This window comes from Burkholderia sp. Ax-1719, assembly GCF_011753055.1.
Taxonomy (GTDB): domain Bacteria; phylum Pseudomonadota; class Gammaproteobacteria; order Burkholderiales; family Burkholderiaceae; genus Paraburkholderia.
This window is the reverse complement of the sequence record NZ_VWWJ01000001.1, coordinates 748060-773177: the sequence shown is the minus strand read 5'-3', so window position 1 is coordinate 773177 and position 25118 is coordinate 748060. Positions and strand designations below refer to the sequence as shown.

Below are 25118 nucleotides of genomic sequence, written 5' to 3'. Positions count from 1 at the left end.
TTGCTATCTTTTCAGATAGCTTGCGCACGCAACAATCCAGCGACAATCCAGCGATAATCCAGCGACAAGCGGCCTGCTACCAACAGGCCCGAACCTTGCATGCAAGCACCGTGATATTCACACCCCTGTCACGGAACCCTGCATGTCGAATCCGCAAGCCATCGTCGATCTCACGCATGAAGTCAAACGCCTTGCCACCAGCAAGATCAGCGACATCAACGACATCAATCGCGAAACCACCTTTCTCGCCCTGAATGCGCTTATCGAAGCGGCGCGCGCCGGCGATGCGGGAAAAGGCTTTGCCGTCGTCGCGAATCAGGTCAAGCATGTGTCGCGCCGTATCTCCGAGATCACGACAGCCCTGAACAAGGATCTCGCGGGTTCGCTATCGACGCTCACGCAACTGGGCGACAGCATGATCGACCGGTTGCGCTCGCACGACGGCCAGCGTTGCGCGGACCTCGCCCTCAATATGATCGATGTGATCGACCGCAATCTCTACGAGCGATCCTGCGACGTGCGCTGGTGGGCCACCGATTCGGCCGTGGTCGAATGCCTCGCGGCGCGCGACGATGCCGACGCATCGGCGAGGGCCGCCCACGCGGCAGATCGCCTCGCCGTGATCCTCGACAGTTACACGGTCTATCGCGACCTCTGGGTGGTCGACGAACACGGCGTCGTGGTCGCCACTGGTCGTCATGCGCAATATCCGGTGCGTGGCCAGAACGTCGGCGAAACCGAATGGTTCAAGTCGGCGATGAAAACGAAGTCCGGTGCGGACTACGTGGCCGCCGACATCGAAACGCTCGCGCCGCTGCGCCAGGCGCAGGTGGCAACCTATGCGACGGCGATCCGTGAAGGCGGCCGCGCGAACGGCCGCGTGCTGGGCGTGCTGGCCATCTTCTTCGACTGGGCCCCGCAGGCGGGCGCGGTCGTGAAGGGCGTGCGCCTGAGCGAGGAAGAATGGACCCGCACGCGCTGCATGATTGTCGATTCGTCGTTTCGCGTGATTGCCGCGTCGGACGACAAAGGCATTCTCAACGAGCGCTTCCGGCTACAGGCCGAAGGCCGCCAGACGGGTTACTATCGCGCGCACGACGGCACCGTTGTTTCGTTCGCCGCCACGCCGGGATACGAGACATATCGCGGCCTGGGCTGGTATGGCGTGATCTGCCAGAAGCCTGCACAACAGGACTAGGTCTGCTGCCAGATCTATTGCGCGCCGCAGGACAGGTCGCCTTCCTTGCAGCGAATCTGCGCGTCCAGACGGCGGGTCTGCTCCTGCGTCAGTTCGTCGATACACAGGCCGTACATCGACGAATTGATGCTGCCGCCACGCGTACCCATCGTATTGAACTCACACTGCGCGTCGCGCCAGGCCAGCCATGCGCGCTGCGCCTTTCGCAGTTGATCCGCGCCGCTCTTGCTCACCTTCGCAAGCAGCGCGTGATAAGTCTCGTTGAGCTTCTGGTCCGAGGCCTTCATGCTGCGCCCGACGCATTCATCCATCGCCAGTTGCGTGGGCGCACTGTTCAGGCATTCGGGCTGGGCGGCGAAGCAGGACGAAGCGCTGACGAGCGCGCCTGCTAGCACGCCGGATACCAACAAGGCGCGCACATAAAGGCGGGAAAATCGCATGACACGGCACTCCGGATCGGTGAAGGTGCCAGACTATGCCATAGATGCGGTAAAAATCGATGCAGGACGAGCGGCCCGATGCTCACCGCTTCGCCCTGCGTTTTCCCCGTGTTTTCCTGCGGAGCGATCGTCCGTTACTGCCCCTTCGTATCGCTGCTGGCGTCCGCACCCGGCGTGTTGGTCGTATCGTTCATCGGCTTTTTCGCCGTGTGCTTCTTCGTATGCGACTTGTGGGTGGACTTGTGCGCGGTGCTGCTCGCACCCATCGCAGCAGTTGCCGCATTCTGGTCCCCGCCTTGGGCCGGCGTCGTGGTATCGGTGCCGGAGGCCTGAGCGAATGCCGCGCCGGAAACGGCCAGCATGGCGCTCAGAATGGTCGGGGCGATCAATTGACGTGATTTCATGATGGACTTTCCTCGTCGAAGGTGAAGGTGAAGGTGGGCATCGTGCGAGCCGAACGCCTGCTCGCGTCCTTGTTCACGCACTTCGCGTGCCGCGCTTCGCTTCGACGAAGGCCTTCGGAAATACAGTTAGTAGTCCGGTTCATGCTTGATGGTGTCGGGCAGGATATCGCCGTCCGGGCGCAATGTTTCGTCGCCATCGGCCGAGGCGCGCTCGCCGGTGCCGTGACTGTCGCTATCGCTTTGCGCCTCATCCTCCCCTGCCTCCAGCGCGTGATTGTCAAGCTCCGAATCGCGGTCGAAGTCGTGGCGTTTCGCGCCCACCGTATCGCTGCCCGAATCGGATGAATCGCCGGGACCAAGCGATTCGGTGTCGTGCCCCGGCGGCAGCGGTTGGGCCATCTCGTCGTCGTTGTCGGGATCGAGCGTACTGGTCATGATCTGAACTCCTGCAAAGGTGCTGCGATGCAAAACCGCGCGCTTGCGGCGCGCAGCGCCACCTTCCACTGCGCAGTCCCCGTGCCCTGCTCCCCGGCTCAGAGAAAGCCGCACGGCCACCTTCGGGGCACGGCGTTTGCTACAGCGGTTGAGCTTTTGCTCATCGTCGAGATCCGTCCTCCATCGAGCGCCCATGAAACCCCTGACTTTTACGACTGCCTTGCAGCACGCTGCCGGAGCCGCGCATGGCTGAGCGCGACGCGACGGGCGGCATCCGCGCATGGACGCGCGCGCACCGGGGCAAACCGCGTCGTGGTGCGGGCGCGCAGGACGGCAAAGACGCAAAAGACGACAAAGCGCGCCGCAAGCGCCCCGGCAAGAAGCCACTCATCATCCTCGGCCTGATCGTGCTGGTGATTGCGCTGGGCGCATTCGTCTGGTGGTTTGCGACGCGCAACGAAGTCAGCACCGACGATGCCTACACCGACGGCAACGCCATCACCATCGCGCCCAAGGTCTCAGGCTACGTCACGCAGCTCAACATCAACGACAACGTATTCGTCCACAAAGGCGACCTGATGGTCGAGATCGACCGCCGCGACTATCAGGCTCAGGTCGACCAGGCCAATGCGCAACTGGGCCTCGCCAAGGCGCAATTGCTGGCCGCGCAGGCGCAACTGGATATCGCGCGCGTGCAATATCCGGCGCAATACGAACAGGCCCGCGCGCAGATCGAAACGGCCAATGCCAATTTCGCGCGCGCGCAGGCCGACTACGCGCGCCAACATGGCGTCGATCCACGCGCCACCACGCAACAGAATATCGACACCGCGACGGCCCAGCAGCGCAGCTCCCACGCCGATGTCATGAGCGCGCAGGCGCAACTGAAAACGGCGAGCCTCGTGCCGCAGCAGATCCGCCAGGCCGTGGCCGCCGTCGAGCAGCGCCGCCAGCAGGTCGCGCAGGCCCAGGCACAACTCGACTCCGCGCAGCTGAACCTCGCGTGGTGCGATCTGCGCGCGCCCTCCGACGGCTATATCACCCGGCGCAATGTGCAGTTCGGCAGCTTCCTGCAGGCAGGCACGTCGCTGTTTTCGATCGTCACGCCGCAAGTGTGGATCACGGCGAATTTCAAGGAATCGCAGCTCACTCACATGCGCCCCGGCGACAAGGTGAAGATCAGCATCGACGCCTACCCGAGCCTCGATCTGCGCGGCCACGTGGACAGCATCCAGCTCGGCAGCGGTTCGCGCTTCTCCGCCTTTCCCGCCGAAAACGCCACCGGCAACTTCGTGAAAATCGTTCAGCGCGTGCCCGTGAAGATCGTGATCGATGACGGCTTGCCAGCCAACCGGCCCTTGCCGCTGGGCATTTCGGTGGTGCCAACCGTCTATCTGAGCCATTGATGATGAGCGACGCGCACCCCACCTGGCGTCCGGCCGGCAACCCGTGGCTGATCGCGATTGCGGTCACGCTCGCGGCGTTTATGGAGGTGCTCGACACCACCATCGTCAACGTCGCGCTGCCGCATATCGCGGGCACCATGTCGGCGAGCTACGACGAAGCCACCTGGGTGCTCACGTCCTATCTCGTCGCCAATGGCATCGTGCTGCCGATTTCGGCGTTCTTCGGCCGCGTACTCGGACGCAAGCGCTATTTCCTTGTGTGCATCGTGGCGTTCACGATCTGCTCGTTTCTCTGCGGCGTGGCCACGAGCCTCGGGCAACTGGTGATTTTCCGCCTGTTGCAAGGCTTCTTTGGCGGCGGCCTGCAGCCCAACCAGCAATCGATCATCCTGGACACCTTCGATCCCAGCCAGCGTGGCCGCGCGTTTTCGATTTCCGCCATCGCCATCGTGGTCGCGCCGATCATGGGCCCAACGCTAGGCGGCTGGATTACCGATCATTTCTCGTGGCGCTGGGTGTTCCTGCTCAATGTCCCCGTAGGCGTGCTGACGACCTTCTCCGTCATGCAACTCGTGGAAGATCCGCCCTGGATCGTGCGCGAAACGAAGCAGCGCATGAACTGGCGCAACGTCGATTTTCCGGGCATTGCGCTCATCGCCATCGGACTGGGCTGTCTTCAGGTGATGCTCGATCGCGGCGAGGACGACGACTGGTTCTCCTCGCCCTTCATCGTCACTTTTGCCGTTTTGGCGGTGCTGGGCATGGTTGGCGCGGTGGTTCGCCTGCTCTATGCGAAGCATCCTGTGGTGGATCTGCGCTGTCTGCGCGACCGCAATTTCGCACTGGGCTGCGTGATGATCGGTGCATTCGCCACCGTGCTCTATGGCAGCGCCGTGATCGTGCCGCAACTCGCGCAACAACAGCTTGGCTACACCGCCACGCTCGCGGGTCTGGTGCTCTCGCCGGGTGCGCTGCTCGTCACGATGGAAATTCCCATCATCAGCAAATTGATGCCCTATGTGCAGACTCGCCTGATCATCATGACCGGCTTTATTCTGCTGAGCATCGCGCTGATCTACGCGCGTATCCTCACGCCGAATGTCGATTACATGACGCTGGTGAAGCTGCGCAGCGCGCAGTCGATGGCGATCGGCTTCCTGTTCGTGCCCGTTACGACGCTGGCCTATCTCACCGTGCCGCGCGCGCTCAATAACGACGCCTCCGCGCTCTTCACCATGTTTCGCAACGTGGCCGGATCGATTGGTATTTCCGTCTCCACGGCGCTGATCCGCGAACGCTCGCAGGCGTGGATGGCCCATCTTTCCGGGCACATGTCGCCGTTCTCGCAGAACTATCAGGACACACTCGCGCGCAACGCGCGCAGCGTCATGGACAGCACGGGCGCGCCGCTCGTGGACGCCCTGCAGACTGCAACCGGTCATCTCTACGAGACCTTCGTCTCGCAGGCCACGATCCTCGCTTACATCGACGTGTTCGGCATCCTGGCAGTGTATTGCGCGATCTTCGCGCCGCTCGCGCTGCTCTTCTCGCCCGTGAAAGCCGCAGGCGGAGCGGGAGGACACTGACATGCGCCACGCCACTTTCCTGGCAGTCCGTATCGCTCCGATGATTACGCTGGCAGCAGCCATCACCGCCTGTACCGTTGGCCCCAACTTCAAGCCGCCGGAGGCGAATATGCCGGCGGACTGGAACGCGATGCAAGCGCCCGCTTCATCGGCGCAGGTGGGCTCGAATCCCACCGTCGAATCGGACCCCGACCCGCACTGGTGGCAGAGTTTTCACGACCCGGTGCTCGACGCGCTGATCGCGCGCGCCGTGCAGGGCAATCCCGATCTGCACATCGCCGTCGTACGCATCGCCGAAGCGCGCGAGCAGACCCAGCAGGCCGCCTCGCAAGGCCTGCCCAACGTGCGCGCAAGCGCGAGTTACGAGCGCGAGCAACTGGGTGCGAAGGGGTTTCTCGAATCCGCGGGCATCTACAACAAGGTCGATTCGCTGGGCGCACCGAACTCGCCGATCAACACGATTGCACCAGGCGCGGGCGCCGCCGTCGAGCGCGGCGCGCAAAACGCACTCGATCAGCTCACTGCGCCCATCAATCTGTGGCAGGCGGGCTTCGACGCCTCGTGGGAACTCGATCTGTTCGGTCGCGTGCGCCGCTCGGTCGAAGCCGCGAACGCGCAGACCGACGAAGCAATCGAATCGCAACACGATGCACAAGTCTCGCTGGAAGCCGAAATCGCCGAAACCTACCTGCAATTGCGCGGCGCACAGATGCTGCGCGCGACCGCCGTGGCGCTGATCGACCAGCAGCGCGAGGTCGCCGAACTCACGCAAAACGCCGCAAAACACGGGCTCGAAAGCCAGCTCGACGTCGAACGCGCACAGGCCCAGCGCGCACAAACCGAAGCGCTGCTGCCGCAATACGATCAGCAGATTGCCCAGGCGCTCAACGCGCTCGCGGTGCTCACGGGTGAAGCGACCGGCGCGCTGGATGCGCAGCTTGCGCCCGCTGCCGCGCTGCCCGATACGCCACCCGGCGTGCCCGTTGGGCTGCCCGCCACACTGGCGCGCCGCCGCCCCGATATCCGTCGCGCGGAGGCGTCCCTGCATGCGGCAACGGCCAATGTTGGCGTGGCCGTCGCGCAGTTTTACCCGGACATCTCACTGTCCGCGCAAGCCGGCACGCGCGCAACCACGCCGCGCGATCTCTCGCACTGGGCGAGCCTGTTCTGGTCGTGGGGGCCCAGCGTGTCGTTGCCGATATTCCAGGGCGGCGCGCTGGTGTCGAATCTGCGCCTCTCCAGACTCCAGCAACAGGAAGCCGCACTCGACTATCGCAAGACCGTGCTGACCGCGCTGCGTGACGTCAACAACGCGCTCGTGGTCTATCGCACCGATCAAGCGCGCCTGAGCTCGCTCGACGAAAGCGTCGCGGACCAGCAGCGCGCCTATCTGCTCGCACGCGACAGCTATCGAAAGGGGATCGTTTCGTTCATCAATGTGCTGGACGCCGAGCGCCAACTGAGCACCGCCCAGCAGGGCGCCCAGCAGCAGAAGCTTCAGGTATGCACCGATCTGGTTTCGCTCTACAAGGCGCTAGGCGGCGGTTGGGGCGACGCGGGCGCGCTGGCTTCAGCGCCTCAACCGGCGCAGGCCTCGCACTGATATGCGACTGGTATGCGACTAATTGCGCGCCAACCGCCCTCAAGCGCCGATCAGTTTCGCTGCGCGCCGCTGCAGACGCTTGCGATCTTGCCGCAACGCCGCGAGCGTGCTATCAGCGCTTGCGTCGTCCGCGAATATCTCGCGATGTTCGTTCAGCAAGCGCTCGCTGGCAACGGCATCGTTCAGATATCCGAATCGTTTCTGGAGCCTTTTCAAAGGCTTCAAACGCTTTGCGTCCCGGCGCGGCAAGATCGGTGCAAAGAACTCCAGCGTATAGCGCAGTTTCTTCGCGGCCTTGCGCACGTCGTGCCACGCGGCGTAATCGCTTTTTGCGGCCTTGCCCGCACGACGCACGCACTTTTTCAGATCACGCCTTGCGGCGCGCACGCTGTTCTGCGCGAGATCTTCGATGGACGCACGGCGCGGAGCCGTATTGAGCGCCTGATTGACCTTGTGCAGCATTTCGCGCAGCGCGTGGCGCAGATCGGCGGCGGTCAAGGTCGCGCAGGCGCTATCGCGCGCGGCGAGGCGAGCCGCGTTCAGCCGCTCGGCCGCCACGGTGGCTCCGTCACTATCGAGTTCATCCAGCATTTGCGCCGCGATATCCCAATCGCGCGCCGAACCGGCCGCCGCGCCCACGCGCTTGAGATAGCCGCGTTCGAGTTCCGCCATGTCGCGCTTGAGCAGTGGCCGCCAGACCCACAGCAATGTGCGCAGCCTGCGCAAGGCCACGCGCAGTTTGTGGAAATCGTCGGCGCTCGGGTCGAGATGCGCGCTATGCCGCAACGCCTCGTCCACGAGCGGCTTCGCGTAGCCGGAAAAGCGCGCCTGGGCGTCGTGGCGCGGTTTCACGGGCTTGCGCTTGCCTGGCTTCATGATCGTCTCCGAGCGGGCTACCTTGTCGCATTCCGCAGCATGCCGCGTGCCCTGCCGCGCTCACAGGGCAACCTGAACACCCAGTTCGACCACATGGCCCGACTGCAAGCCGTAGTACTCCGCACTCGACGAAGCGTGCAGCGACATAAACGCAAACAGACGCGCGCGCCACGCGCTGATGCCGTGCACCGCATGGCCATGCAGCACCTCGTCGCGCGGCAGATAGAAGGTGGTGCGCTCGGGGTCGAATCGCCAGTTGCCCAGCCGACCGCCCAGCGCCGCCAGCAAATCCGGCAGATTGGGACGCTCGACAAAGCCATGATGCGCGATCACCTCATAGCATCCGCCGCCCAGATCGCGCACTTCGATACGCGTCTTTTCGTCGGCTTGCGGCGCGGATTCGGAGACGTTCGCGAACACGATCGTCGTCGCGTGCAGCACGTGGTTGTGGCGCACGTTGCTCGACAACGCGGCGGGCACGCGCCCCGGCACGTTGCCGGGATAGACCGCCGTGCCAGGCACGCGCGCGGGCGCGACTTCACCATGCGCGTCATGCGGGCCATTGCAGACGTCGTGCAGGAACGCGTCGAGCGATTCGCCTTGCTGCGCGTGGCGCGCGGCCAGTTCCCGGCCACGGTTCCAGGTCGTCATCGTCACGCACAACAGCACGCCGATCAGCACCGGGAACCAGCCGCCTGTCGGAATCTTGGGAAGATTCGCCGCCAGCAGCAGGCCGTCGATCAACAGCAGCGGCACGCAAACGAGCGCCGTCACTGCGCGCGGCCAGCCCCACACCTTGCGGCACACTGCCAGCATCTGCATGGACGTGGTCATCATCGTGAGCGCGACGGCCAGACCATACGCGGAAGTCAGCTTTTCGGAGCTGCGGAAGAACAGCACGAGAAACAGCACCGCGATCAGCAGTGCGATATTCACGGCAGGCACATACACCTGGCCGCGCCGCGCGCGCGAGGTCTCGATGGTGCGCATGCGCGGCAGGAAGCCCAGTTCGATGGCCTGGCTCGTCATCGAGAATGCGCCGGAAATCACGGCCTGGGATGCGATCACCGTGGCGAGCATGGCGATGCCCACGGCAGGCACGAGCGCCCAGTGCGGCACCGAGCGGAAGAACGGCTGATCCGCGCCTTGCGGATCGCTGAGGATGGTCGCGGCCTGGCCGAAGTAGCCCAGCACGATGGCGGGCAGCACGACCGCGAAAAACGCCACGCGAATCGCGCGCGTGCCGAAATGGCCAATATCGGCGTAAAGCGCTTCCGCGCCCGTCAAAGCGAGGATCACGGCTGCCAGCACCGCGAAGGCAAGGCCCGGATGCGCCACGGCCAGTTGCAGCGCCCACAGCGGCGACACGGCGGCAAGCACATGCGGATACAGCGTGATGCGATACGCGCCCACTGCCGCGAGGCTCAAAAACCAGAGCAGCATCACCGGGCCGAAAGTCCGCCCGACCACATCGGTGCCGCGGCGCTGGAACAGAAACAACGCCACGAGTATCACCAGCGAAACGGGCAGCACGGCTTCGCCAAAGCGCGGATCGATTTCATGCAGCCCTTCTACAGCGGACAGCACGGATATCGCTGGCGTTATCATCGAATCGCCGTAGAACATCGCCGCGCCCACGAGCCCCGCCAGCAGCAAGGCGCGCGGCGCAGGCTGGCCCGCACGCGCAAAACCGGCGCGCACCAGCGCAGTGAGCGCGACGATGCCGCCCTCGCCTTCGTTATCGGCGCGCATCACGAAGCAGGCGTATTTGAGCACGACGACGATCGCCACGGCCCACAGGATCATCGACAGCACGCCCATCACCACGGGCTCGGCACGCGTGTGAGCGGTCAGCACCGCCTCGCGCAGCGCGTAGATCGGGCTTGTGCCGATATCGCCGAACACCACGCCAAGCGCGCCGAGCGCACCCAGCGCCAGACCATCGCGGCTCGAACCGGCGGGGGATCGTCGCGGTTGCTGCGGTTGCCGCGTTTCCTGAGTAGTCGCAGCACGTTCTACATCGCGTTCGCGAAGCATGGTGACGGGTCGCTCATCGGTGGGCCAGGCCTCTTTGACCAGCAAGTCGCGTGCGCGCGATGCGCGGGCTTTTTGTATGATTGCATCTGCATCGATTTCACCCTTTTTGCCCCGTAGAGGGCCCGCCATTTTGCGCAAATGGCGTGAAAAACCGGTCGATATTCCCGCCTGACCTGCATCGACCCACGAACCATCGGAAAGAATCGGAAAATAATGCCTGCACTGAATGCGATCGACCCGCTGCGTTTCAAACGCATCATTCAAAGAAACGTCGCGCTGCCGCTTATCGCGGGTATTGCGACCGCCGTCGCCTTCGTTGCGCTGATCGCCTATCTCGTCTCGACGATGAACTGGGCCGAGCACTCCGAACGCGTGATCGGCGACACCTACGAACTGCTGCGCGTGCAGGCCGACCGCGAATCGAGCCTGCGCGGTTTTCTGCTCAACGGCGACGAGCGCGTGCTCGCGCCCTTTGAAGTGGGCCGCCCGCGCTTCGCGGCGCAGGTTGGCAGCCTGTCCGATCTGGTGGCCGATAATCCGCCGCAGGTCGAGCGCCTCAAGCGCATCCTCGCGCTCGCGCAGCAATGGGACAAATCGGCCAGCGAAGCCGTGCAGTTGCGTCGCGGCCACGACACGGTGCTCGCCGCCGTGCAGAGCGACAACGGCCAGGCCAACGCCGACTCCATGCGCCGCGAGTTCGCCGATTTTCTGTCCGAGGAATTCCGCCTGCGCCAGGAGCGCACCTCGGCGGCACGCAACCTGACCTTCATCACGGTCGCGGTATTTCTGGCGCTGACCGTGCTGCTCAACAGTCTGCTCGCCTTCCTGGGCCGCCGCGAACTGACCGCGCTTTCCGCCACCTACGACGGCGCGCTGCGCGGCCAGGCCGAGCAGGCCGAAGCGCTCGCCGAACAGGTCTGGCTGCGCTCCGGCCAGCGTCTGCTGGCCGAAAGCGGCATGGGCAAGGAGGCGCTCGCGGACGTGGGCGGCGCCATGCTCGACTGCCTCGCGGGTTATCTGAGCGCGAGCGTCGCCACGCTCTACGTGCGCGACGGCCACGACGCCTCGTTGCGCCGCGTGGCCACCTTCGGCTTTGGCGAGGAAAGCGGCTACAACGTGCCGATGCTGCAAAGCGGCCAGACGCTGGTGGGCCAGGCGGCCGCTTCGCGCCGCGTGATCGAACTGCGCGAAGCGCCTGCCGGTTATCTGAAGGTCGAATCGGGGCTGGGATCGGCCGCGCCCACTTCGCTGCTGATTGCGCCGATCGACGCCAGCGGCCAGATCAACGGCGTGGTGGAACTGGCCTTCATGCGCGCGCTGCTGCCGCGCGACACCGAATTCCTCACGCGCGTGGCGGGCACCATGGGCGATCTGGTGGAAGCCGCGATTTCGCGCGAGCGTCTTCAGGTGGCGTACGCGGACGCGCAGCAACTCAATCACGAACTCCAGGTCCAGCAGGAAGAACTGCGCGTGGCCAACGAAGGCCTGGAAGAACGCGGCCGCGCGTTGATGGATTCGCAGTCGCGTCTGGAAGCCCAGCAGGTCGAGCTTGAACAGACCAATGTGCAGTTGGAGGAGTACGCGCGCCGTCTGGAGACGCAGAAGAGCGAACTCGAACGCGCCCAGGGCGAACTCACGCGCAACGCGGAACGCCTCGCGCAATCGAGCCGCTACAAGTCCGAATTCCTCGCCAACATGTCGCACGAGCTGCGCACGCCGCTCAATAGCTCGCTGATTCTCGCCAAGCTGCTGCAGCAGAACCGCACCGGCAATCTCAGCGAGGAACAGGTGCGTTACGCGGCCACGATTCACGCCTCGAACACCGACCTGCTCGCGCTCATCAACGACATTCTCGATCTCTCCAAGGTCGAAGCGGGTCAGGTCCAGCTGATGCTGGAAGCCGTCAAGCTCGACGATGTGACCTCGTCGCTGCGCGAAACTTTTGCGCCGCTCGCGCGCGAGAAAGGCGTGACGCTCGCCATCGACCGTCTGCCCGGTGTCGCCGATACGCTCACCACCGACGGCCAGCGCGTGCTGCAAATCCTGCGCAACCTGCTCTCGAATGCGCTCAAGTTCACGGCGCAGGGCGAGGTCTCGCTCACGGTCTCGCCGGTCGATGCGAACGTGCTGCGCTTCGACGTGCGCGACACCGGCATCGGCATTCCCGAAGACAAGCTGGAGATGATCTTCGAGGCCTTCCAGCAGGCCGATGGCTCGACGAGCCGCGAGTACGGCGGCAGCGGTCTCGGCCTGTCGATTTCGCGCGAACTGTCGCGTCTGCTCGGCGGGCGCATCGGCGTGGCGAGCGAGCCGGGCGTGGGCAGCGTGTTTACGCTGTGGCTGCCGCTCGACAGCACGGCAGCCGCAAAGCTCGCGCAGGCAGAAGACGCCGCGCAGGCGGTGGTGGCAAGACCGCGCGCCGCCTCGGCCAATGCACACAATACGGCGACCGTTTCCGCCGAAATCATCTCCGATGCCGCCATCGCGGAGGCCACGACGACGCTCAACGCCGCCGCGCGCGCGGGCCAGGCCATCGTGGCCGCCAGCGCGCCCACTGCCCACGCGGTCGTGCCGCTCGCCGACGACCGCGCGCGCCGCAGCCACGGCAACCGCGCGATCCTCGTGATCGAAGACGATCTGACCTTCGCCGAGATCCTGCGCGACCTCGTGCACGAGCTGCAATTCGATTTCCTGCACGCCGCCGACGCCGCCACCGGCTTCGCGATGGTGAAGGACGAAGCGCCCGTGGCCGTGCTGCTCGACGTGGGCCTGCCCGACCGCTCGGGTCTTTCGGTGCTCGAATGGCTCAAGAGCGACCCGCTCACGCGTCATATTCCGGTGCACATCGTCTCCGCCACCGACCATGCCGACAAGGCGCTGCATCTGGGCGCAATCGGCTACACGCTCAAACCGACCGCGCGCAGTACGCTGGAAGCGGCGATCCGGCGGCTCGAATCGCGCCTTGAGCAGCGCGTCAAACGCGTGCTGGTGATCGAGGACGACTACGCGATGCGCGAAAGCATCCGCGCGCTGCTGGTGGGCGACGGCGTGGAGATCGTCGCCGTGGGCACGCTCGCTGACGCCCACGCGCAGATCGCGCAAGGCGCGTTCGACTGCGTCGTCACCGACCTCACGCTACCCGACGGCACCGGCTACGACCTGCTGGAAACGCTCGCGGGCGATGCGGGCGTCGCCCCGCTGCCAGTGATCGTCTACACCGGCCGCATGCTTTCCGACGACGACGAACAACGCCTGCGCCGCTATTCGAAGTCGATCATCATCAAGGGCGCGCGCTCTCCCGAACGTCTGCTCGACGAAGTCACGCTGTTCCTGCACAGCGTGGAATCGCAGCTTGCGCCCGAGCAGCAGCGCATGTTGCGCGCAGTGCGTCAGCGCGACGATACCTTCGAAGGCAAGACCATCCTGCTGGCCGAAGACGACGTGCGCAATATCTTCGCGCTCTCGCACGTGATCGAGCCGCTGGGCGCGAAGCTGCTGATCGCGCGCAACGGCCGCGAGGCGCTCGACATCCTGGGCGGCCAGGAGCCGGTGGACCTCGTGCTGATGGACGTGATGATGCCGGAGATGGACGGCCTTGCCGCCATGCGCGCGCTGCGCAGCGACGCGCGCTACACGCACGCCGCGCGTCTGCCCGTGATCGCGCTCACCGCCAAGGCGATGGCCGACGACCGCCAGCGCTGCCTGGAAGCGGGCGCGGACGATTACGTTTCCAAACCCATCGACGTGGACAAGCTGGTGTCGCTGTGCCGCGTCTGGCTGCGCAAGTAAGACCCTGTCAGACCATGACCGAACCAACCAACACCACCCCAACGCACGACAGCCCGCAGCAGGCAGGCAGGCCCGCGCTCAGTGTCTTCGACATCGAATTGCGCCTGCTGCTCGAAGCGATCTACCTGCGCTATCAGCACGACTTCCGGCACTACTCGCTGCCCTCGCTGCGCCGACGCCTGGAAGAAGCGCGACGCGACTTCGGCGTGGCGTCGCTGAGCCAGTTGCAGGACCGCGTGTTGCGCAGCCCCGAGGACTTCTCGCGCCTGTTCGGCTACATGACGATCCAGGTGAGCGACATGTTCCGCGACCCGGAATATTTTCTCGCGCTGCGCCAGCATGTGCTGCCGGTACTGCAGACCTATCCGTCGCTCAAGGTGTGGGTGGCGGGTTGCAGTTCGGGCGAGGAACTGTGGTCGCTGAAAATCCTGTTCGAAGAAGAAGGACTAGCCGATCGCACCATCTTCTACGCCACCGATATCAGCCCGCAGGCGCTTGAGCGCGCGGAATCGGGCATCTATCCCGTCGACCGCTTCGCGGGCTTCAGCCAGAACTACCTGGCGGCGGGCGGCCGGCGCACGCTCTCCGACTACTATCACGCGGCCTATGGCGGCGCACGGCTGTCGAGCACGCTCAAGGAGCGCGTGGTGTTCGCCGACCACAGCCTCGCCACCGACGAAGTGTTCCTGGAAGCGCATCTGGTGTCGTGCCGCAATGTGCTGATCTATTTCGACCGCCCGTTGCAGGATCGCGCCATCGGCCTGTTCGAACGCGCGCTGGTGCGGCGGGGTTTTCTGGGCCTGGGCAGCAAGGAGAATCTGCGGTTCTCCCGGCGCCATGAAGCCTTCGACGAGTTCCGCGCTGCCGAACGCATTTATCAAAAGCGCTGAAGCCATGTCCGCCGATCCACCCAAACGCGAACCCAAACGCGAACCCCAACGCGCCACCGCCAGCAACGATGCGCCCGCACCAACGCGCGCCGTCGCGGGTCCGTTCGACGCCGTCGTGATCGGCGCGTCGGCGGGCGGCGTGGACGTGCTGGGCCAGATCCTGCCGATGCTGCCCGCGAACTTCGGCGCGGCCGTGCTGATCGTGCTGCATCTGCCGCCCGCCTCGCCCAGCTTCATGGTGAGCGCGCTGTCCGCGCGCTGCGCGCTGCCGGTGGCCGAACCCGACGCGGGCGAACCAATCCGCGGCGGGCGCGTGTACGTTGCGCCGCCCGACTATCACATGCTCGTGGAGCGCGCGGAGAAGGACGCCTGCGTGGCGCTGTCGATCGGCGGCCCGGTGCGTTATTCGCGCCCCTCGATCGACGTGCTGATGGAGTCGGCCGCCGACGTCTTCGGCCCGCGCCTGCTGGGCGTGCTGCTCTCGGGCGCCAACGACGACGGCGCGCGCGGACTCGCCGCGATTCGCGCCGCGGGCGGCACCACCTGGGCGCAGACGCCCGCCACGGCCGCCGCGCCGCAGATGCCGGAAGCGGCGATCGCGCTCGGCGCCGTCACTGCAACCCTGACACCCGCCATACTCGGCGCGCGGCTTGCCGCGTGGCCGGAGATGAAACTGGATTGACCCGGATAAACCGCATGAACCTGCCCACCGTCAATGTGCTGATCGTCGACGACATCGAGCACAATCTCACCGCGCTGTCGGCGCTGCTCGCGCGGCCAGAAGTGCGGCTGCTCGTGGCCCGCTCGGGTGTCGAAGCGCTTGAGCATCTGCTCGAACACGATGTCGCCGTTGCGATCCTCGACGTCAACATGCCAGGCATGAGCGGCTTCGAGCTGGCCTCGCTGATCCGCGGCAGCCCGCGTACCGCGCACGTGCCGATCATCTTTCTCACCGCCACCTCGCAGGACGCGCTGCGGACCTTCCAGGGCTACGAGGCGGGCGCGGTCGACTTCCTCTACAAGCCGATCGAGCCGCGCATCGTACAGTCGAAGGTGGGCATTTTCGTGCAGCTCGAACTGCAGAAGCGCCAGCTCGCCGAACAGCTCGCGGCCACACGCCAGATGCTCGAAGCCAACGAGATGCTCATGGCGGTGCTCAGCCACGATCTGCGCACGCCGCTCTCGGCGGTGATGAGTTCGGCGGAATATCTGATGCGCGCATCCACCGACGAAAAGACCATCGCCGTGGGACGACGCATCGAACATTGCGGACGGCGCATGTCGCGCATGGTCGAGCAATTGCTCAATCTGGCGCGTCTGCAGGGCGGTCGCTTGCCGCTGCGGCGCTCGGACGTGCAACTCGATGCACTGTGTCAGGCCGTGATCGAGGAATTCGCGCCGAACACGGCCGCTGTTGCCGATGGCCGCGTGAGGTTCGAAGCGCAAGGCGATCTGGCGGGGCAGTGGGATTCGGACCTGATCGCCCAGGCAGTGTCCAATCTCGTCTTCAACGCGCTCACGCATGGCGAAGCCGATGCGCCCGTGCGCGTGCTGGCGAGCGGCGAATCGCCCGCCGAAGTGCTCGTGACGGTTGCCAATCGCGGCGCGATTCCCGCCGATGTCATGCCGCTGCTGTTCGGCGCATTCAGCACGGCGACGCGCGCCGAACGCCAGGGCTCGGGCCTTGGCCTCGGGCTGCATATCGTGCGGCTGATCGCGCGCACGCATGGCGGCGATGTGAACGTGCTGTCGAGCGAGGCAGAAGGCACCGTATTCACTATCCGGTTACCCCGCACGCCGCAACAAGGCACGCAGCCGGGTGAGCTTGCGGTGATCTGATTGGCGGAGGAAAGGAAAAGTAAGGGCGCGCAAGGCGCGTGCCCTCTTTCTCGTATCAAAACCTTATCTGTGGGCCAGGCCACATTGACTGATTCAAACCCATCGAAACAAGCAGGGATTTAATTTCGAGTCCGTAGTGTTTTCCCTGTGATCTTTCCTGGCGCCCGGCAACGCCTGCTACTTGTTTGTGAATGGATCGCAGAATGCATCGCGTCTGCATCCGTCAGGTTGCTTCGTCATCGATTTCATCTGGCCTTCGCGCAGCTTAACCACACCGCCCCCATCATCGCCTGGCATCCTTCGTCATCCCGATCATGCCGGGCAGCGCACACATTCCGGTAGCGCGATGCAAATCACTGACTACAATGTGTGGGTGCATCCAACGCGCGCATCGCAGCCATCACTAGAACGCCTTGCACGGTAGGTCTGTTCAGACGTAATCATCGGTCGTGTGACGTTTCGATTCCTTCTTCATGGAGGCATGCCAATGACGTGCCTGAACGAAAGGATGGTCGGCGCCGTCTTGCTCATGCTAGGCGGTTCTGCGTTTGCGGGCAGTCCCGCGACCGATGTGCCAGGGGCGCCTGAGGCGATCACCGTCGCCAACATCGCGCCGTTGCCGGTGGAAATCGTGGCGCCGCCGCCCGAACCGCAGGCGTATCTGTTCCACTACGAGATGGAACAGCAGGCCAGCCAGCCCAAAACCTTCTTCGCGCAGATGGACCAGTTCTATAGCGCCCAGCTTGGTCACACTTACACCTTCGTCAAACAGCCTGCACCAGGCTCGGGCACGCGCGCGGCGGCAGCCGCGGGCGCGTCCCCTTCCGCGCAATTCCTCGATACCGGCCCGTCAACCGCGCCGCAAATCTCTATCGTCCAGTTGCCCTCGTCGAACACGGCGTTGGGCGCTGCGCCGCAGCGCCGGCTCTCTTTGACCGTCGACGACTGGGTCTTCTCCGGCACCGCGCGCGTGGCCGTGCTGCACTCGCACGATTCCGGCGCGACGCTGACGGTGCGACACGGCTTCTGATGCAGCCCGCAAGGCTGATCCGTCATATCTAGCGGGAGCGTGCTTTGCTTGAGGGTTCCTGAAAAAGCGAGAACCCTCGATGGAAGAAGTCAAGACAACGCTCACCGCAGAGCCGGACAACCCGTTCGGCTTTCTGCCGGTCCACGGCGAGATGGCCCGGCGGGTACGCTCGTTCGACTGGGCGGGGACTTCGCTGGGCGGCCCCGCCGACTGGTCGCCGAGTCTGCGCGCGGCCTTGAGCCTGTGCCTCAGTTCGCGCTTTCCCATCGTGATCTGGTGGGGCAGCGACTACAGCATTCTTTACAACGACGCTTACATTCCCTTCCTCGGCGCCGCCAAGCATCCGCTCGCCCTCGGTCAGCCCGGCCGCGATTGCTGGAGCGAGATCTGGCCCACTATCGGTCCGATGCTCGAAGGCGTCACGCGCAAAGGCAAAGCGGTCTGGTCCGATGACGGCCAGTACTTCTTCGATCGCGACCTGCCGCGCGAAGAGGTGTACGTCACGTTCACCTACGGGCCGATTCTGGCGGCGGACGGGCGAACCGTCGAAGGCGTGTTCTGTCCGTGCACCGAGACCACCGAGCGCGTGGTGAGCGCGCGGCGGCTGGAGACGCTGCGCATGCTCGGCGTGCGCGCGCCCGAAACGACGGGCGTCGTCGCGGCCTGCGAGCATGTGACCGGCGTGCTGGCGCAGAACCGCCACGACGTGCCGTTTGCCATCGTTTATCGCTGCCATACCGGCTCGGACGCGGGCGAGACGCGTTTCGAACGGCTCGCCTACACCGGGCTCGATAAAGCCCGATCCGCCCACGATCCCGCCGCGTGGCCACTCGACGAAGTGTTACGCACGGGCCGCGCCGTCGATGTCGATCTGGCCGCGCGCGGGCTTGAAACACCGGGAGGAGCGTGGCCCGAAGTCTGCGCCGCCGCGCGCGTGCTGCCGCTGCGTTGGGGCGGCGACGCCAGCATCTGCGGGCTGATCGTGCTGGGCGTGAGCCCGCGCCGCCCGCTCGAACGCGCCTACGGCACCTTCCTCGATCTGGTCGCCGGGCAGACCGGCTCGGCCGTCGCCAACGCGCTCGCCTACGAGCAGGAGCGCCACCGCGCCGAAGCGCTCGCGGAAATCGACCTCGCCAAGACCGCCTTTTTCTCCAACGTCAGCCACGAATTCCGCACGCCGCTCACGTTGCTGCTCGGCCCGCTCGAAGACGCGCTGGCGCAACCCGAAGCGCCCTGGCCGCGTGAGCGCGTCGAGATGCTTCACCGCAACACGCTGCGCCTGCAAAAACTCGTCAACTCGCTGCTCGATTTTTCGCGCATCGAGGCGGGCCGCGAACGCGCGAGCTATGCGCCGACCGACCTCGCGCGGCTCACCACCGACCTCGCGAGCGTATTCCGCTCGGCGATCGAGCGCGCCGACATGCGCCTGAGCGTCGATTGCCCGGCACTGACCGAGCCGATCTACGTCGACCGCGACATGTACGAGAAGATCGTGCTCAATCTCGTCTCGAACGCCTTCAAGTTCACGCTCGACGGCGAGATCGAGGTGAAGCTGCGGGATGCGGGCCAGACCGTCGAGCTTTCGGTGCGCGATACGGGCACCGGCATCGTCGAGGAACAATTGCCGCATATTTTTGAGCGTTTTCATCGGATCGAAGGGGCGCGCGCTCGCACCCACGAGGGCACCGGGATTGGTCTCGCGCTGGTGCTGGAACTGGTCAAACTGCACGCCGGCACCGTGAGCGTGGAGAGCACGCCCGGTCAGGGCAGCACCTTTACGGTGGCAATTCCGAAAGGCCACGATCATCTCGCGGCCGAGCACATCGAAACGGCCTGCGACGAAGACGCGCCGCTGTTGCCCGCTTCGCCGCCCGCCGCGCGCCACTATGTCGAGGAAGCGATTAGCTGGCTGCCCGTTGAAGAGCGCGCCGATGGGAGAGATGGGGCGCTCCCCACGCCGCCCTTGCTGCCGGGCGCGGCGGACGCCATCGAGCTGCGCGCCGCGGCACCTCCGGCAGCCTCGCGTACGGCCCAGCGTCCGCGCATCGTCTGGGTCGACGACAACGCCGATATGAGCCGCTACGTTGCGCGCCTGCTCGCCCCGCTGTACGACGTGGAAACGGTCAACGACGGCGAGAGCGCGCTGGCGAGCGTGCGCCGCGCGCCGCCCGCGCTGCTGCTCGCCGACGTGATGATGCCGGGCCTCGACGGCTTTGCGCTGCTGCGGGCGCTGCGCCACGACGCCAGCACGCGGGCGATTCCCGTGATCCTGCTGTCGGCGCGCGCCGGTGAGGAAGCGCAGATCGAAGGCATGCAGGCAGGCGCCGACGATTACCTGGTCAAGCCGTTTTCGGCGCGCGAACTGCTCGCGCGTGTCGACGCACATGTCAGGCTTGCCCGCCAGCGGGAGCAGACCAACGCCACCCTGCGCGCCAGCGAAAAACGTCTGCTGACCATCATCGAACAATTGCCGGCAGGCGTCGGCGTGATGGATCTGTCTGGCAAATGGACCCTGAGCAACGCCGTGATGAAGCGCTGGCTGCCGGGCGGCATCCCCTCGATGCACCCTGACCAGATTCCGAGCTGGCGCGCCTGGGACCCGCAGGGCAACCCGGTTGCGCCCGAAGACTGGCCCGGCAAGCGCGCGTTGCGCGGCGAAACGGTGATGCCCGGCCTGGAAATGCGCTACACCGACGATCACGCCGAACCGCACTGGATGCGCTCAAGCGCCGCGCCGCTGCGCGACGGCGCGGGGCGCGTGATCGGCGCATGCGTGGTGGTGCAGGACGTCACGCAGCTCAAGTCGGCGGAACAGGCGCTGCAGGAAGCCGACCGCCGCAAGGACGAATTCCTCGCCACGCTCGCCCACGAACTGCGCAACCCGCTCGCACCGATCCGCAACGGCCTGCACATCCTGCGCCTCGCGGGCACGGGCAGCGCCGCCGCCCAGCGCACTCACGACATGCTGGAGCGCCAGCTCGACCACATGGTCCGCCTGGTGGACGACCTCATGGAAGTGTCGCGAATCACGGGAGGCAAGATCGGGCTGCGCAAAGAAGCCGTCGAACTGGGCTCCGTGCTGCGCCAGGCGGTGGAAACCACTCGCGCGCTGATCGACGCCGCCGGGCATCGTCTCACCGTGAGCCTGCCGCCCGAGCCGCTCATGCTCGACGCCGATCCGGTGCGGTTATCGCAGGTGGTAGCCAACCTGCTCAACAACGCCGCCAAATACACCGATCCGGGCGGCCAGATCTGGCTCACGGCTCATGTCGAACGCGATGGCGACGACAACCGCGCGGTGGTGTCGATCCGCGACAACGGCATGGGCATTTCCGCGGCGATGCTGCCCAAGGTGTTCGATCTGTTCATCCAGGGCGAGCGCACTTACAGCCGCGCCCAGGGCGGGCTGGGCATCGGCCTCACGCTGGTGCGCAGCCTGGTGGAACTGCACGGCGGCAGCGTCGAGGCGATCAGCGAAGGCCTGGGACGGGGCAGCGAATTCGTTCTGCGCCTGCCGATGGCGGCCGCCGCCCGCGCCGATGAAACCGACGAGCGCCCCGCCCTGCCTGCTCACACGCTGATCGGCCGCAATATTCTGATCGTCGACGACAACCGCGACGCCGCGGATAGTCTGGGCGTGCTGCTGGAACTGCTCGGCGCCCAGGTTCGCATCGTACGCGACGGCCCGGCAGCGCTTGCCATGTTCGATAGCTGGCAGCCCGATGTGGTGCTGCTCGATATCGGCATGCCGGGCATGGACGGCTATGAAGTCGCACGGCGCGCCCGCGCGCATCCGGCCAGCGCCGGCGTGGTGCTGATCGCGCTGACCGGATGGGGCCAGGATGAAGACCGTCGGCGCTCGAAGGAAGCGGGCATCGACTTCCATCTGGTCAAACCGGTGGATATGCGCGCGCTGCATCAATTGCTGCTTACGCAGGTGGGCAAGCGGCGGGGCTAACCCTGCGACGTGGCGCACCCATACCGGCAAGTTAGCGCGATCGTTCTATGCGCCGCCACGGCGTGTGCCGTACCGTGCAAGTCATCCCCGCGCGCGCAGTCAGGGTTCCCCCAGCGCCGCGCGGCCCCGATGACACTTGGAGACTTGCATGTCCGCGTCTGCGTCTGTTTCTGCGTCCGCTTCTGCTGCTACGCCCGTTCGTCCGCACGGCTATGCACTCACCCTCTCCTGCCCGAGCGCGGCCGGTCAGGTGGCCGCGGTGGCGGCCTTCCTCGACCGTCACCACTGCTATATCGACGAACTGACCGTGTTCGACGACGCCGAAGGCACGCGCTTCTTCCTGCGCTGCGTCTTTCACGAAGTCACGCAGGACGGCGCTCAAGCCTCCTTGAATCTCGCCGCGCTGCGCGACGACTTCGCGCCCACTGGCCGCGCTCACGGCATGGATTGGGCGATCCACGATCTGCGTCGTCGGCCCAAGGTGCTGATCCTCGTTTCGAAGCTCGAACATTGCCTGAACGATCTGTTGTTCCGGTGGCGCGTGGGTGAGCTGAAGATGGAGATTGCGGGTATCGCCTCGAATCATCCGGACTTCGAATCAATTGCGCAGCAGCACCGGCTGCCGTTTCATCATTTGCCCGTGAATGCGCAGACGCGCGAGCACCAGGAAGCGCAGTTGCTCGATCTCGTCGAAAGCAGCGGCGCGGAACTGGTCGTGCTTGCCCGCTATATGCAGATTTTGTCGGACGCCACCAGCGCGAAGCTCTCGGGCCGTGCGATCAATATTCACCACTCGTTCCTGCCCGGCTTCAAGGGCGCGCGGCCTTATCACCAGGCGCATGCTCGTGGCGTCAAGCTGATTGGCGCTACGGCGCATTTCGTCACCGCCGATCTCGACGAAGGCCCGATCATCGAGCAGGAAGTGCAGCGCGTCGATCACTCGTATGGACCGGAGCGGCTGCTCGCAGTCGGGCGCGATCTGGAATGCGTAACGCTCGCGCGGGCGCTCAAGGCCGTGCTGGAGCATCGCGTGTTCATCAACGGAGCGAGAACGGTGGTGCTGTGAGGCGAGGTCGGGCGGGTTTCAAACCCCTCGCCGCCGCCGGGCCTCGGCGGCGAGGCCGGCAAGCGCGTCCGCGCTCAGGCGCTGCGCGATGCGTTGCACATAGTCGTGATGGTGCGCCTGCAAGGGCGCGCTTAAATATTCGGCCTGCAGATAGCGCAGCAACGCGATACGCCGATGCCCGCGCGCCATGCTGAGTTCCAGCAAGTCCAGCGCGGCCTGCGCGTCGCCTGCGGTGGCGCGCTCTGAGAGTTCGACGGTCTGTGGGCGCATACTGGCGGTCGTGACAGTGTCCATGCCCCCAGCATCGCCCACCCGCCCCGCCGCCGATAGAACGCGTGCGGCATGGCAATGGAATCGTGCCGCCGCAGCGCGCATTCGCGATGATAGATGGCGCAAAATGACAAGTGCGCGCGCGCCGGATCGGCGACGCTAGCCTGGCGGGCTTTGTCCCTTTGTTCCAGAACGTTCATTTCGATCGCCCCGTTGCCCCATTACGCCGCACCGACACGCCATGCACGCCGAACCCGTCGCCTCGCCCGCAGGAACACCATTGCCCCACACCGAGGGCCGCATCCGCTTCGGCATTGTGCTGCTGCCCAACTTCACGCTCACCGCCTTCTCGGGCTTCGTCGATATGCTGCGCCTGTCCGCCGACGACGGCGACTACAGCAAGCCGGTGCGCTGCTCGTGGCGCATCGTCGGTGAAACGCTCACGCCCGTGCGCGCGAGTTGCGGCATCCAGATCGCGCCGTGGGAGACGTTCCCGGACGCCAGTGAGTTCGACTATGTGGTGGTGGTGGGCGGCCTGCTGCACTCCGGCCCGCAGGCGAGCGAAGAAACGCTGCGCTTCATCCGCGCGGCGGCCCAGGGCGGCGCGACGCTGGTGGGCATCTGCACGGGCGCCTTCACGCTGATGCGCGCGGGCGTGCTGGACGGCCATCGCGTGTGCGTGAGCTGGTTTCACTACTGGGATTTCATCGAGCGCTTTCCCGCCGTCAATGCCGACGCGCTGGTAGCCGACCGCCTGTTCGTGATCGACCGCCGCCGCATTACCTGTTCGGGCGGGCGCGCTTCGATCGACGTCGCCGCCGCGATCCTGCTGCGCCACTTCGATCACGCGACGGTACAAAAGGCGCTGCGCATCCTGCTGGTCGGCGAACTGCAGAAAGGCAACGCGCCGCAACCGCATCCGCCCGGGCTCGATCCCGCCACGCATCCCAAGGTCAAGCGCGCGATCCTGCTGATGGAACAACACGTGGGGCGCAACGTTCCGCTGGAAGAACTGGCGGGCAAGCTCAATCTTTCACCGCGTCAACTGGAGCGGCTATTCAAGGCCGAAACCGGCAAGAGCCCGCGCACCTTCGCCAATGGCCTGCGTCTGCGCACGGCCGCGTGGCTGCTAACGAGTTCCGACCGCACGGTGGCCGATATCGCGTCGAGCTGCGGCTTTTCCGATGCCTCGCACCTTGGCCGCGAATTCCGCAAACAGTTTGGCGTGCCGCCGATGATGTTCCGCGAGCAGCGCAGCGGCCAGGAGGACACGCGCATCGAAAGTTTCGACGACTTCATGCGCAACGGCGTTCCCGCCGGGGAAACGCCGCTCGAAGTCGATCCGGACTAATCAATCGATTGTTCAGCCGCGTCCCGCGCGCCGCTCGAAGCTCGGCGCGTGCCCGAACTGCACGCGATACGCCTTGCTGAAATGGCAAGGCGAATTGAAACCACAATTCGACGTGATATGCGCCACCGACATATCGGTCGTGCGCAGCAGTTCGCGCGCGCGTTTCAATCGCAGCGTGAGGTAATAATGTGCGGGCGAGATGTTCAGATAAGCCTTGAACATGCGCTGCAGATGGCGCTGCGATAGCCGCACGAGGCGCGCGAGTTCTTCTAGCGAGAGCGGTTCACGCAGGTTCGCTTCCATCAGGCGCACGACTTCCACCAGTTCGGCGCGGGAAAAACCTACGCGCGCATCGACGGGGATCGGCTGCAGATCGCTCGCGCTGCGAATCCGTTCGAGGATGAATTGTTCTGAGACCTTCGCCGCCAGCGCCTGACCAAAGCGCGCGCTGACGATATCGAGCATCAGATCGAGCGGCGCGGTGCCGCCCGTGCAGGTCAATCGATCGCGATCGACCACGAACAGTTCGTCGGCGAAACGCACGCGCGGAAACTCTTCGTGCAGCGCCGAAAGACTCTCCCAGTGCACCGCACAGCGATAGCCGTCGAGCAGACCGCTCGACATCAGCGCATAGGCGCCCGTGCAGATGCCGCCCAGCGGTTTGCCGCTCTGCGCGATCCGTTCGAGCGCCGCGCGCACGCCATCGTCGACCACGTCACGAATGCGGATGCCACCGCACACGATCATCACATCGGGAAGATTGTCGGGATCGAGCGCCTGAGTCGGTCGCACGGTAATGCCGTTACTCGCGCGCGCGGGTTGCCCATCCAGCGAATAAATTGACCAGCAATAATGCTCGCCGTTGCCGACGTAATTGGCCATGCGCAGCACTTCGACCGCGCTGGAAAACGCGATCATCGAAAAGTGCGGCAAAGTCAGG

The 25118-nt window shown here is 65.3% G+C and carries 19 protein-coding genes; 12 read left to right on the top strand and 7 right to left on the bottom strand.

Annotation, left to right across the window (positions count from 1 at the left end):
* Positions 1–142: 142 nt before the first annotated feature.
* Positions 143–1198, top strand: coding sequence for a methyl-accepting chemotaxis protein (locus F3J17_RS03325; RefSeq protein ID WP_167053727.1), 1056 nt, complete (start codon positions 143–145; stop codon positions 1196–1198).
* A 14-nt stretch (positions 1199–1212) separates the two neighbouring features.
* Here the strand turns inward: F3J17_RS03325 and F3J17_RS03320 are convergent, their stop codons facing one another.
* The 3 genes from F3J17_RS03320 to F3J17_RS03310 all read right to left on the bottom strand — a co-directional run bounded on the left by F3J17_RS03320 (position 1213) and on the right by F3J17_RS03310 (position 2477).
* On the bottom strand, positions 1213–1638 hold the full coding sequence (locus F3J17_RS03320) for a lysozyme inhibitor LprI family protein (RefSeq protein WP_167053725.1): 426 nt from the start codon (positions 1636–1638) through the stop codon (positions 1213–1215).
* Between the two features lie 134 nt (positions 1639–1772).
* Entirely contained in the window at positions 1773–2042 is a 270-nt protein-coding gene (locus F3J17_RS03315) for a hypothetical protein (RefSeq protein ID WP_167053722.1), read from the bottom strand.
* A gap of 126 nt (positions 2043–2168) precedes the next feature.
* Entirely contained in the window at positions 2169–2477 is a 309-nt protein-coding gene (locus tag F3J17_RS03310; RefSeq protein ID WP_167053720.1) for a chemotaxis protein, read from the bottom strand.
* A gap of 245 nt (positions 2478–2722) precedes the next feature.
* On the opposite strand from F3J17_RS03310, the gene F3J17_RS03305 reads away from it, so the two are divergent.
* From F3J17_RS03305 to F3J17_RS03295, 3 genes are read left to right on the top strand one after another with little or no spacing between them, the layout of a single operon-like run.
* Positions 2723–3883 carry an HlyD family secretion protein gene (locus tag F3J17_RS03305; protein ID WP_167053719.1) on the top strand — a complete coding sequence of 387 codons (1161 nt, stop codon included), beginning with the start codon at positions 2723–2725 and terminating at the stop codon, positions 3881–3883.
* A gap of 2 nt (positions 3884–3885) precedes the next feature.
* A complete protein-coding gene (locus tag F3J17_RS03300; RefSeq protein WP_240160741.1) occupies positions 3886–5469 on the top strand; it encodes a DHA2 family efflux MFS transporter permease subunit in 1584 nt (527 codons plus the stop codon).
* 1 nt (position 5470) lies between these two features.
* Positions 5471–7072 carry an efflux transporter outer membrane subunit gene (locus tag F3J17_RS03295; protein WP_167053715.1) on the top strand — a complete coding sequence of 534 codons (1602 nt, stop codon included), beginning with the start codon at positions 5471–5473 and terminating at the stop codon, positions 7070–7072.
* Between the two features lie 39 nt (positions 7073–7111).
* On the opposite strand, the gene F3J17_RS03290 is transcribed toward F3J17_RS03295, so the two are convergent.
* Positions 7112–7948 carry a CHAD domain-containing protein gene (locus F3J17_RS03290; protein WP_167053713.1) on the bottom strand — a complete coding sequence of 279 codons (837 nt, stop codon included), beginning with the start codon at positions 7946–7948 and terminating at the stop codon, positions 7112–7114.
* A 60-nt stretch (positions 7949–8008) separates the two neighbouring features.
* A complete protein-coding gene (locus tag F3J17_RS03285; protein ID WP_167053711.1) occupies positions 8009–9985 on the bottom strand; it encodes a KUP/HAK/KT family potassium transporter in 1977 nt (658 codons plus the stop codon).
* Positions 9986–10198: 213 nt separating this feature from the next.
* Here F3J17_RS03285 and F3J17_RS03280 point away from each other — a divergent pair, with 213 nt between their 5' ends.
* From F3J17_RS03280 to purU, 7 genes are all read left to right on the top strand, one after another.
* Positions 10199–13774 (top strand): response regulator, encoded by a 3576-nt coding sequence (locus F3J17_RS03280; protein ID WP_167053709.1) that lies wholly within the window; start codon positions 10199–10201, stop codon positions 13772–13774.
* A gap of 14 nt (positions 13775–13788) precedes the next feature.
* Positions 13789–14664, top strand: a complete 876-nt coding sequence (locus F3J17_RS03275) for a CheR family methyltransferase (RefSeq protein ID WP_167053707.1) — start codon at positions 13789–13791, stop codon at positions 14662–14664.
* Positions 14665–14668: 4 nt separating this feature from the next.
* Positions 14669–15346, top strand: coding sequence for a chemotaxis protein CheB (locus F3J17_RS03270; protein WP_167053705.1), 678 nt, complete (start codon positions 14669–14671; stop codon positions 15344–15346).
* A gap of 14 nt (positions 15347–15360) precedes the next feature.
* On the top strand, positions 15361–16503 hold the full coding sequence (locus tag F3J17_RS03265; protein ID WP_167053703.1) for a hybrid sensor histidine kinase/response regulator: 1143 nt from the start codon (positions 15361–15363) through the stop codon (positions 16501–16503).
* Between the two features lie 529 nt (positions 16504–17032).
* Positions 17033–17533, top strand: a complete 501-nt coding sequence (locus F3J17_RS03260) for a hypothetical protein (RefSeq protein WP_240160740.1) — start codon at positions 17033–17035, stop codon at positions 17531–17533.
* A 79-nt stretch (positions 17534–17612) separates the two neighbouring features.
* Positions 17613–21491: an ATP-binding protein gene (locus F3J17_RS03255; RefSeq protein WP_240160739.1), complete on the top strand. Its 3879-nt coding sequence runs from the start codon at positions 17613–17615 to the stop codon at positions 21489–21491.
* A gap of 148 nt (positions 21492–21639) precedes the next feature.
* Positions 21640–22557, top strand: a complete 918-nt coding sequence (gene purU, locus F3J17_RS03250) for a formyltetrahydrofolate deformylase (RefSeq protein ID WP_167053698.1) — start codon at positions 21640–21642, stop codon at positions 22555–22557.
* An 18-nt stretch (positions 22558–22575) separates the two neighbouring features.
* Here the strand turns inward: purU and F3J17_RS03245 are convergent, their stop codons facing one another.
* Positions 22576–22851, bottom strand: a complete 276-nt coding sequence (locus F3J17_RS03245) for a hypothetical protein (protein WP_240160738.1) — start codon at positions 22849–22851, stop codon at positions 22576–22578.
* A gap of 217 nt (positions 22852–23068) precedes the next feature.
* On the opposite strand from F3J17_RS03245, the gene F3J17_RS03240 reads away from it, so the two are divergent.
* Positions 23069–24178 (top strand): GlxA family transcriptional regulator, encoded by a 1110-nt coding sequence (locus F3J17_RS03240; protein ID WP_167053696.1) that lies wholly within the window; start codon positions 23069–23071, stop codon positions 24176–24178.
* 12 nt (positions 24179–24190) lie between these two features.
* Here F3J17_RS03240 and F3J17_RS03235 read toward each other — a convergent pair whose 3' ends face one another.
* The gene (locus tag F3J17_RS03235; RefSeq protein WP_167054479.1) at positions 24191–25096 is read right to left on the bottom strand and encodes a GlxA family transcriptional regulator; all 906 of its coding nucleotides are present in this window, start codon (positions 25094–25096) and stop codon (positions 24191–24193) included.
* Positions 25097–25118 lie beyond the last annotated feature (22 nt).

Excerpts from the sequence above, each read along its gene's own strand:
- F3J17_RS03260 (WP_240160740.1), top strand. The coding sequence starts at position 17,033 with ATGCTAGGCGGTTCTGCGTTTGCGGGCAGTCCCGCGACCGATGTGCCA.
- F3J17_RS03245 (WP_240160738.1), bottom strand. The coding sequence starts at position 22,851 with ATGGACACTGTCACGACCGCCAGTATGCGCCCACAGACCGTCGAACTC.
- F3J17_RS03300 (WP_240160741.1), top strand. The coding sequence starts at position 3,886 with ATGAGCGACGCGCACCCCACCTGGCGTCCGGCCGGCAACCCGTGGCTG.
- F3J17_RS03235 (WP_167054479.1), bottom strand. The coding sequence starts at position 25,096 with ATGATCGCGTTTTCCAGCGCGGTCGAAGTGCTGCGCATGGCCAATTAC.
- F3J17_RS03325 (WP_167053727.1), top strand. The coding sequence starts at position 143 with ATGTCGAATCCGCAAGCCATCGTCGATCTCACGCATGAAGTCAAACGC.
- F3J17_RS03275 (WP_167053707.1), top strand. The coding sequence starts at position 13,789 with ATGACCGAACCAACCAACACCACCCCAACGCACGACAGCCCGCAGCAG.
- F3J17_RS03270 (WP_167053705.1), top strand. The coding sequence starts at position 14,669 with ATGTCCGCCGATCCACCCAAACGCGAACCCAAACGCGAACCCCAACGC.
- F3J17_RS03315 (WP_167053722.1), bottom strand. The coding sequence starts at position 2,042 with ATGAAATCACGTCAATTGATCGCCCCGACCATTCTGAGCGCCATGCTG.
- F3J17_RS03305 (WP_167053719.1), top strand. The coding sequence starts at position 2,723 with ATGGCTGAGCGCGACGCGACGGGCGGCATCCGCGCATGGACGCGCGCG.
- purU (WP_167053698.1), top strand. The coding sequence starts at position 21,640 with ATGTCCGCGTCTGCGTCTGTTTCTGCGTCCGCTTCTGCTGCTACGCCC.
- F3J17_RS03285 (WP_167053711.1), bottom strand. The coding sequence starts at position 9,985 with ATGCTTCGCGAACGCGATGTAGAACGTGCTGCGACTACTCAGGAAACG.
- F3J17_RS03290 (WP_167053713.1), bottom strand. The coding sequence starts at position 7,948 with ATGAAGCCAGGCAAGCGCAAGCCCGTGAAACCGCGCCACGACGCCCAG.
- F3J17_RS03295 (WP_167053715.1), top strand. The coding sequence starts at position 5,471 with ATGCGCCACGCCACTTTCCTGGCAGTCCGTATCGCTCCGATGATTACG.
- F3J17_RS03280 (WP_167053709.1), top strand. The coding sequence starts at position 10,199 with ATGCCTGCACTGAATGCGATCGACCCGCTGCGTTTCAAACGCATCATT.
- F3J17_RS03265 (WP_167053703.1), top strand. The coding sequence starts at position 15,361 with ATGAACCTGCCCACCGTCAATGTGCTGATCGTCGACGACATCGAGCAC.
- F3J17_RS03320 (WP_167053725.1), bottom strand. The coding sequence starts at position 1,638 with ATGCGATTTTCCCGCCTTTATGTGCGCGCCTTGTTGGTATCCGGCGTG.
- F3J17_RS03255 (WP_240160739.1), top strand. The coding sequence starts at position 17,613 with ATGGAAGAAGTCAAGACAACGCTCACCGCAGAGCCGGACAACCCGTTC.
- F3J17_RS03240 (WP_167053696.1), top strand. The coding sequence starts at position 23,069 with ATGCACGCCGAACCCGTCGCCTCGCCCGCAGGAACACCATTGCCCCAC.
- F3J17_RS03310 (WP_167053720.1), bottom strand. The coding sequence starts at position 2,477 with ATGACCAGTACGCTCGATCCCGACAACGACGACGAGATGGCCCAACCG.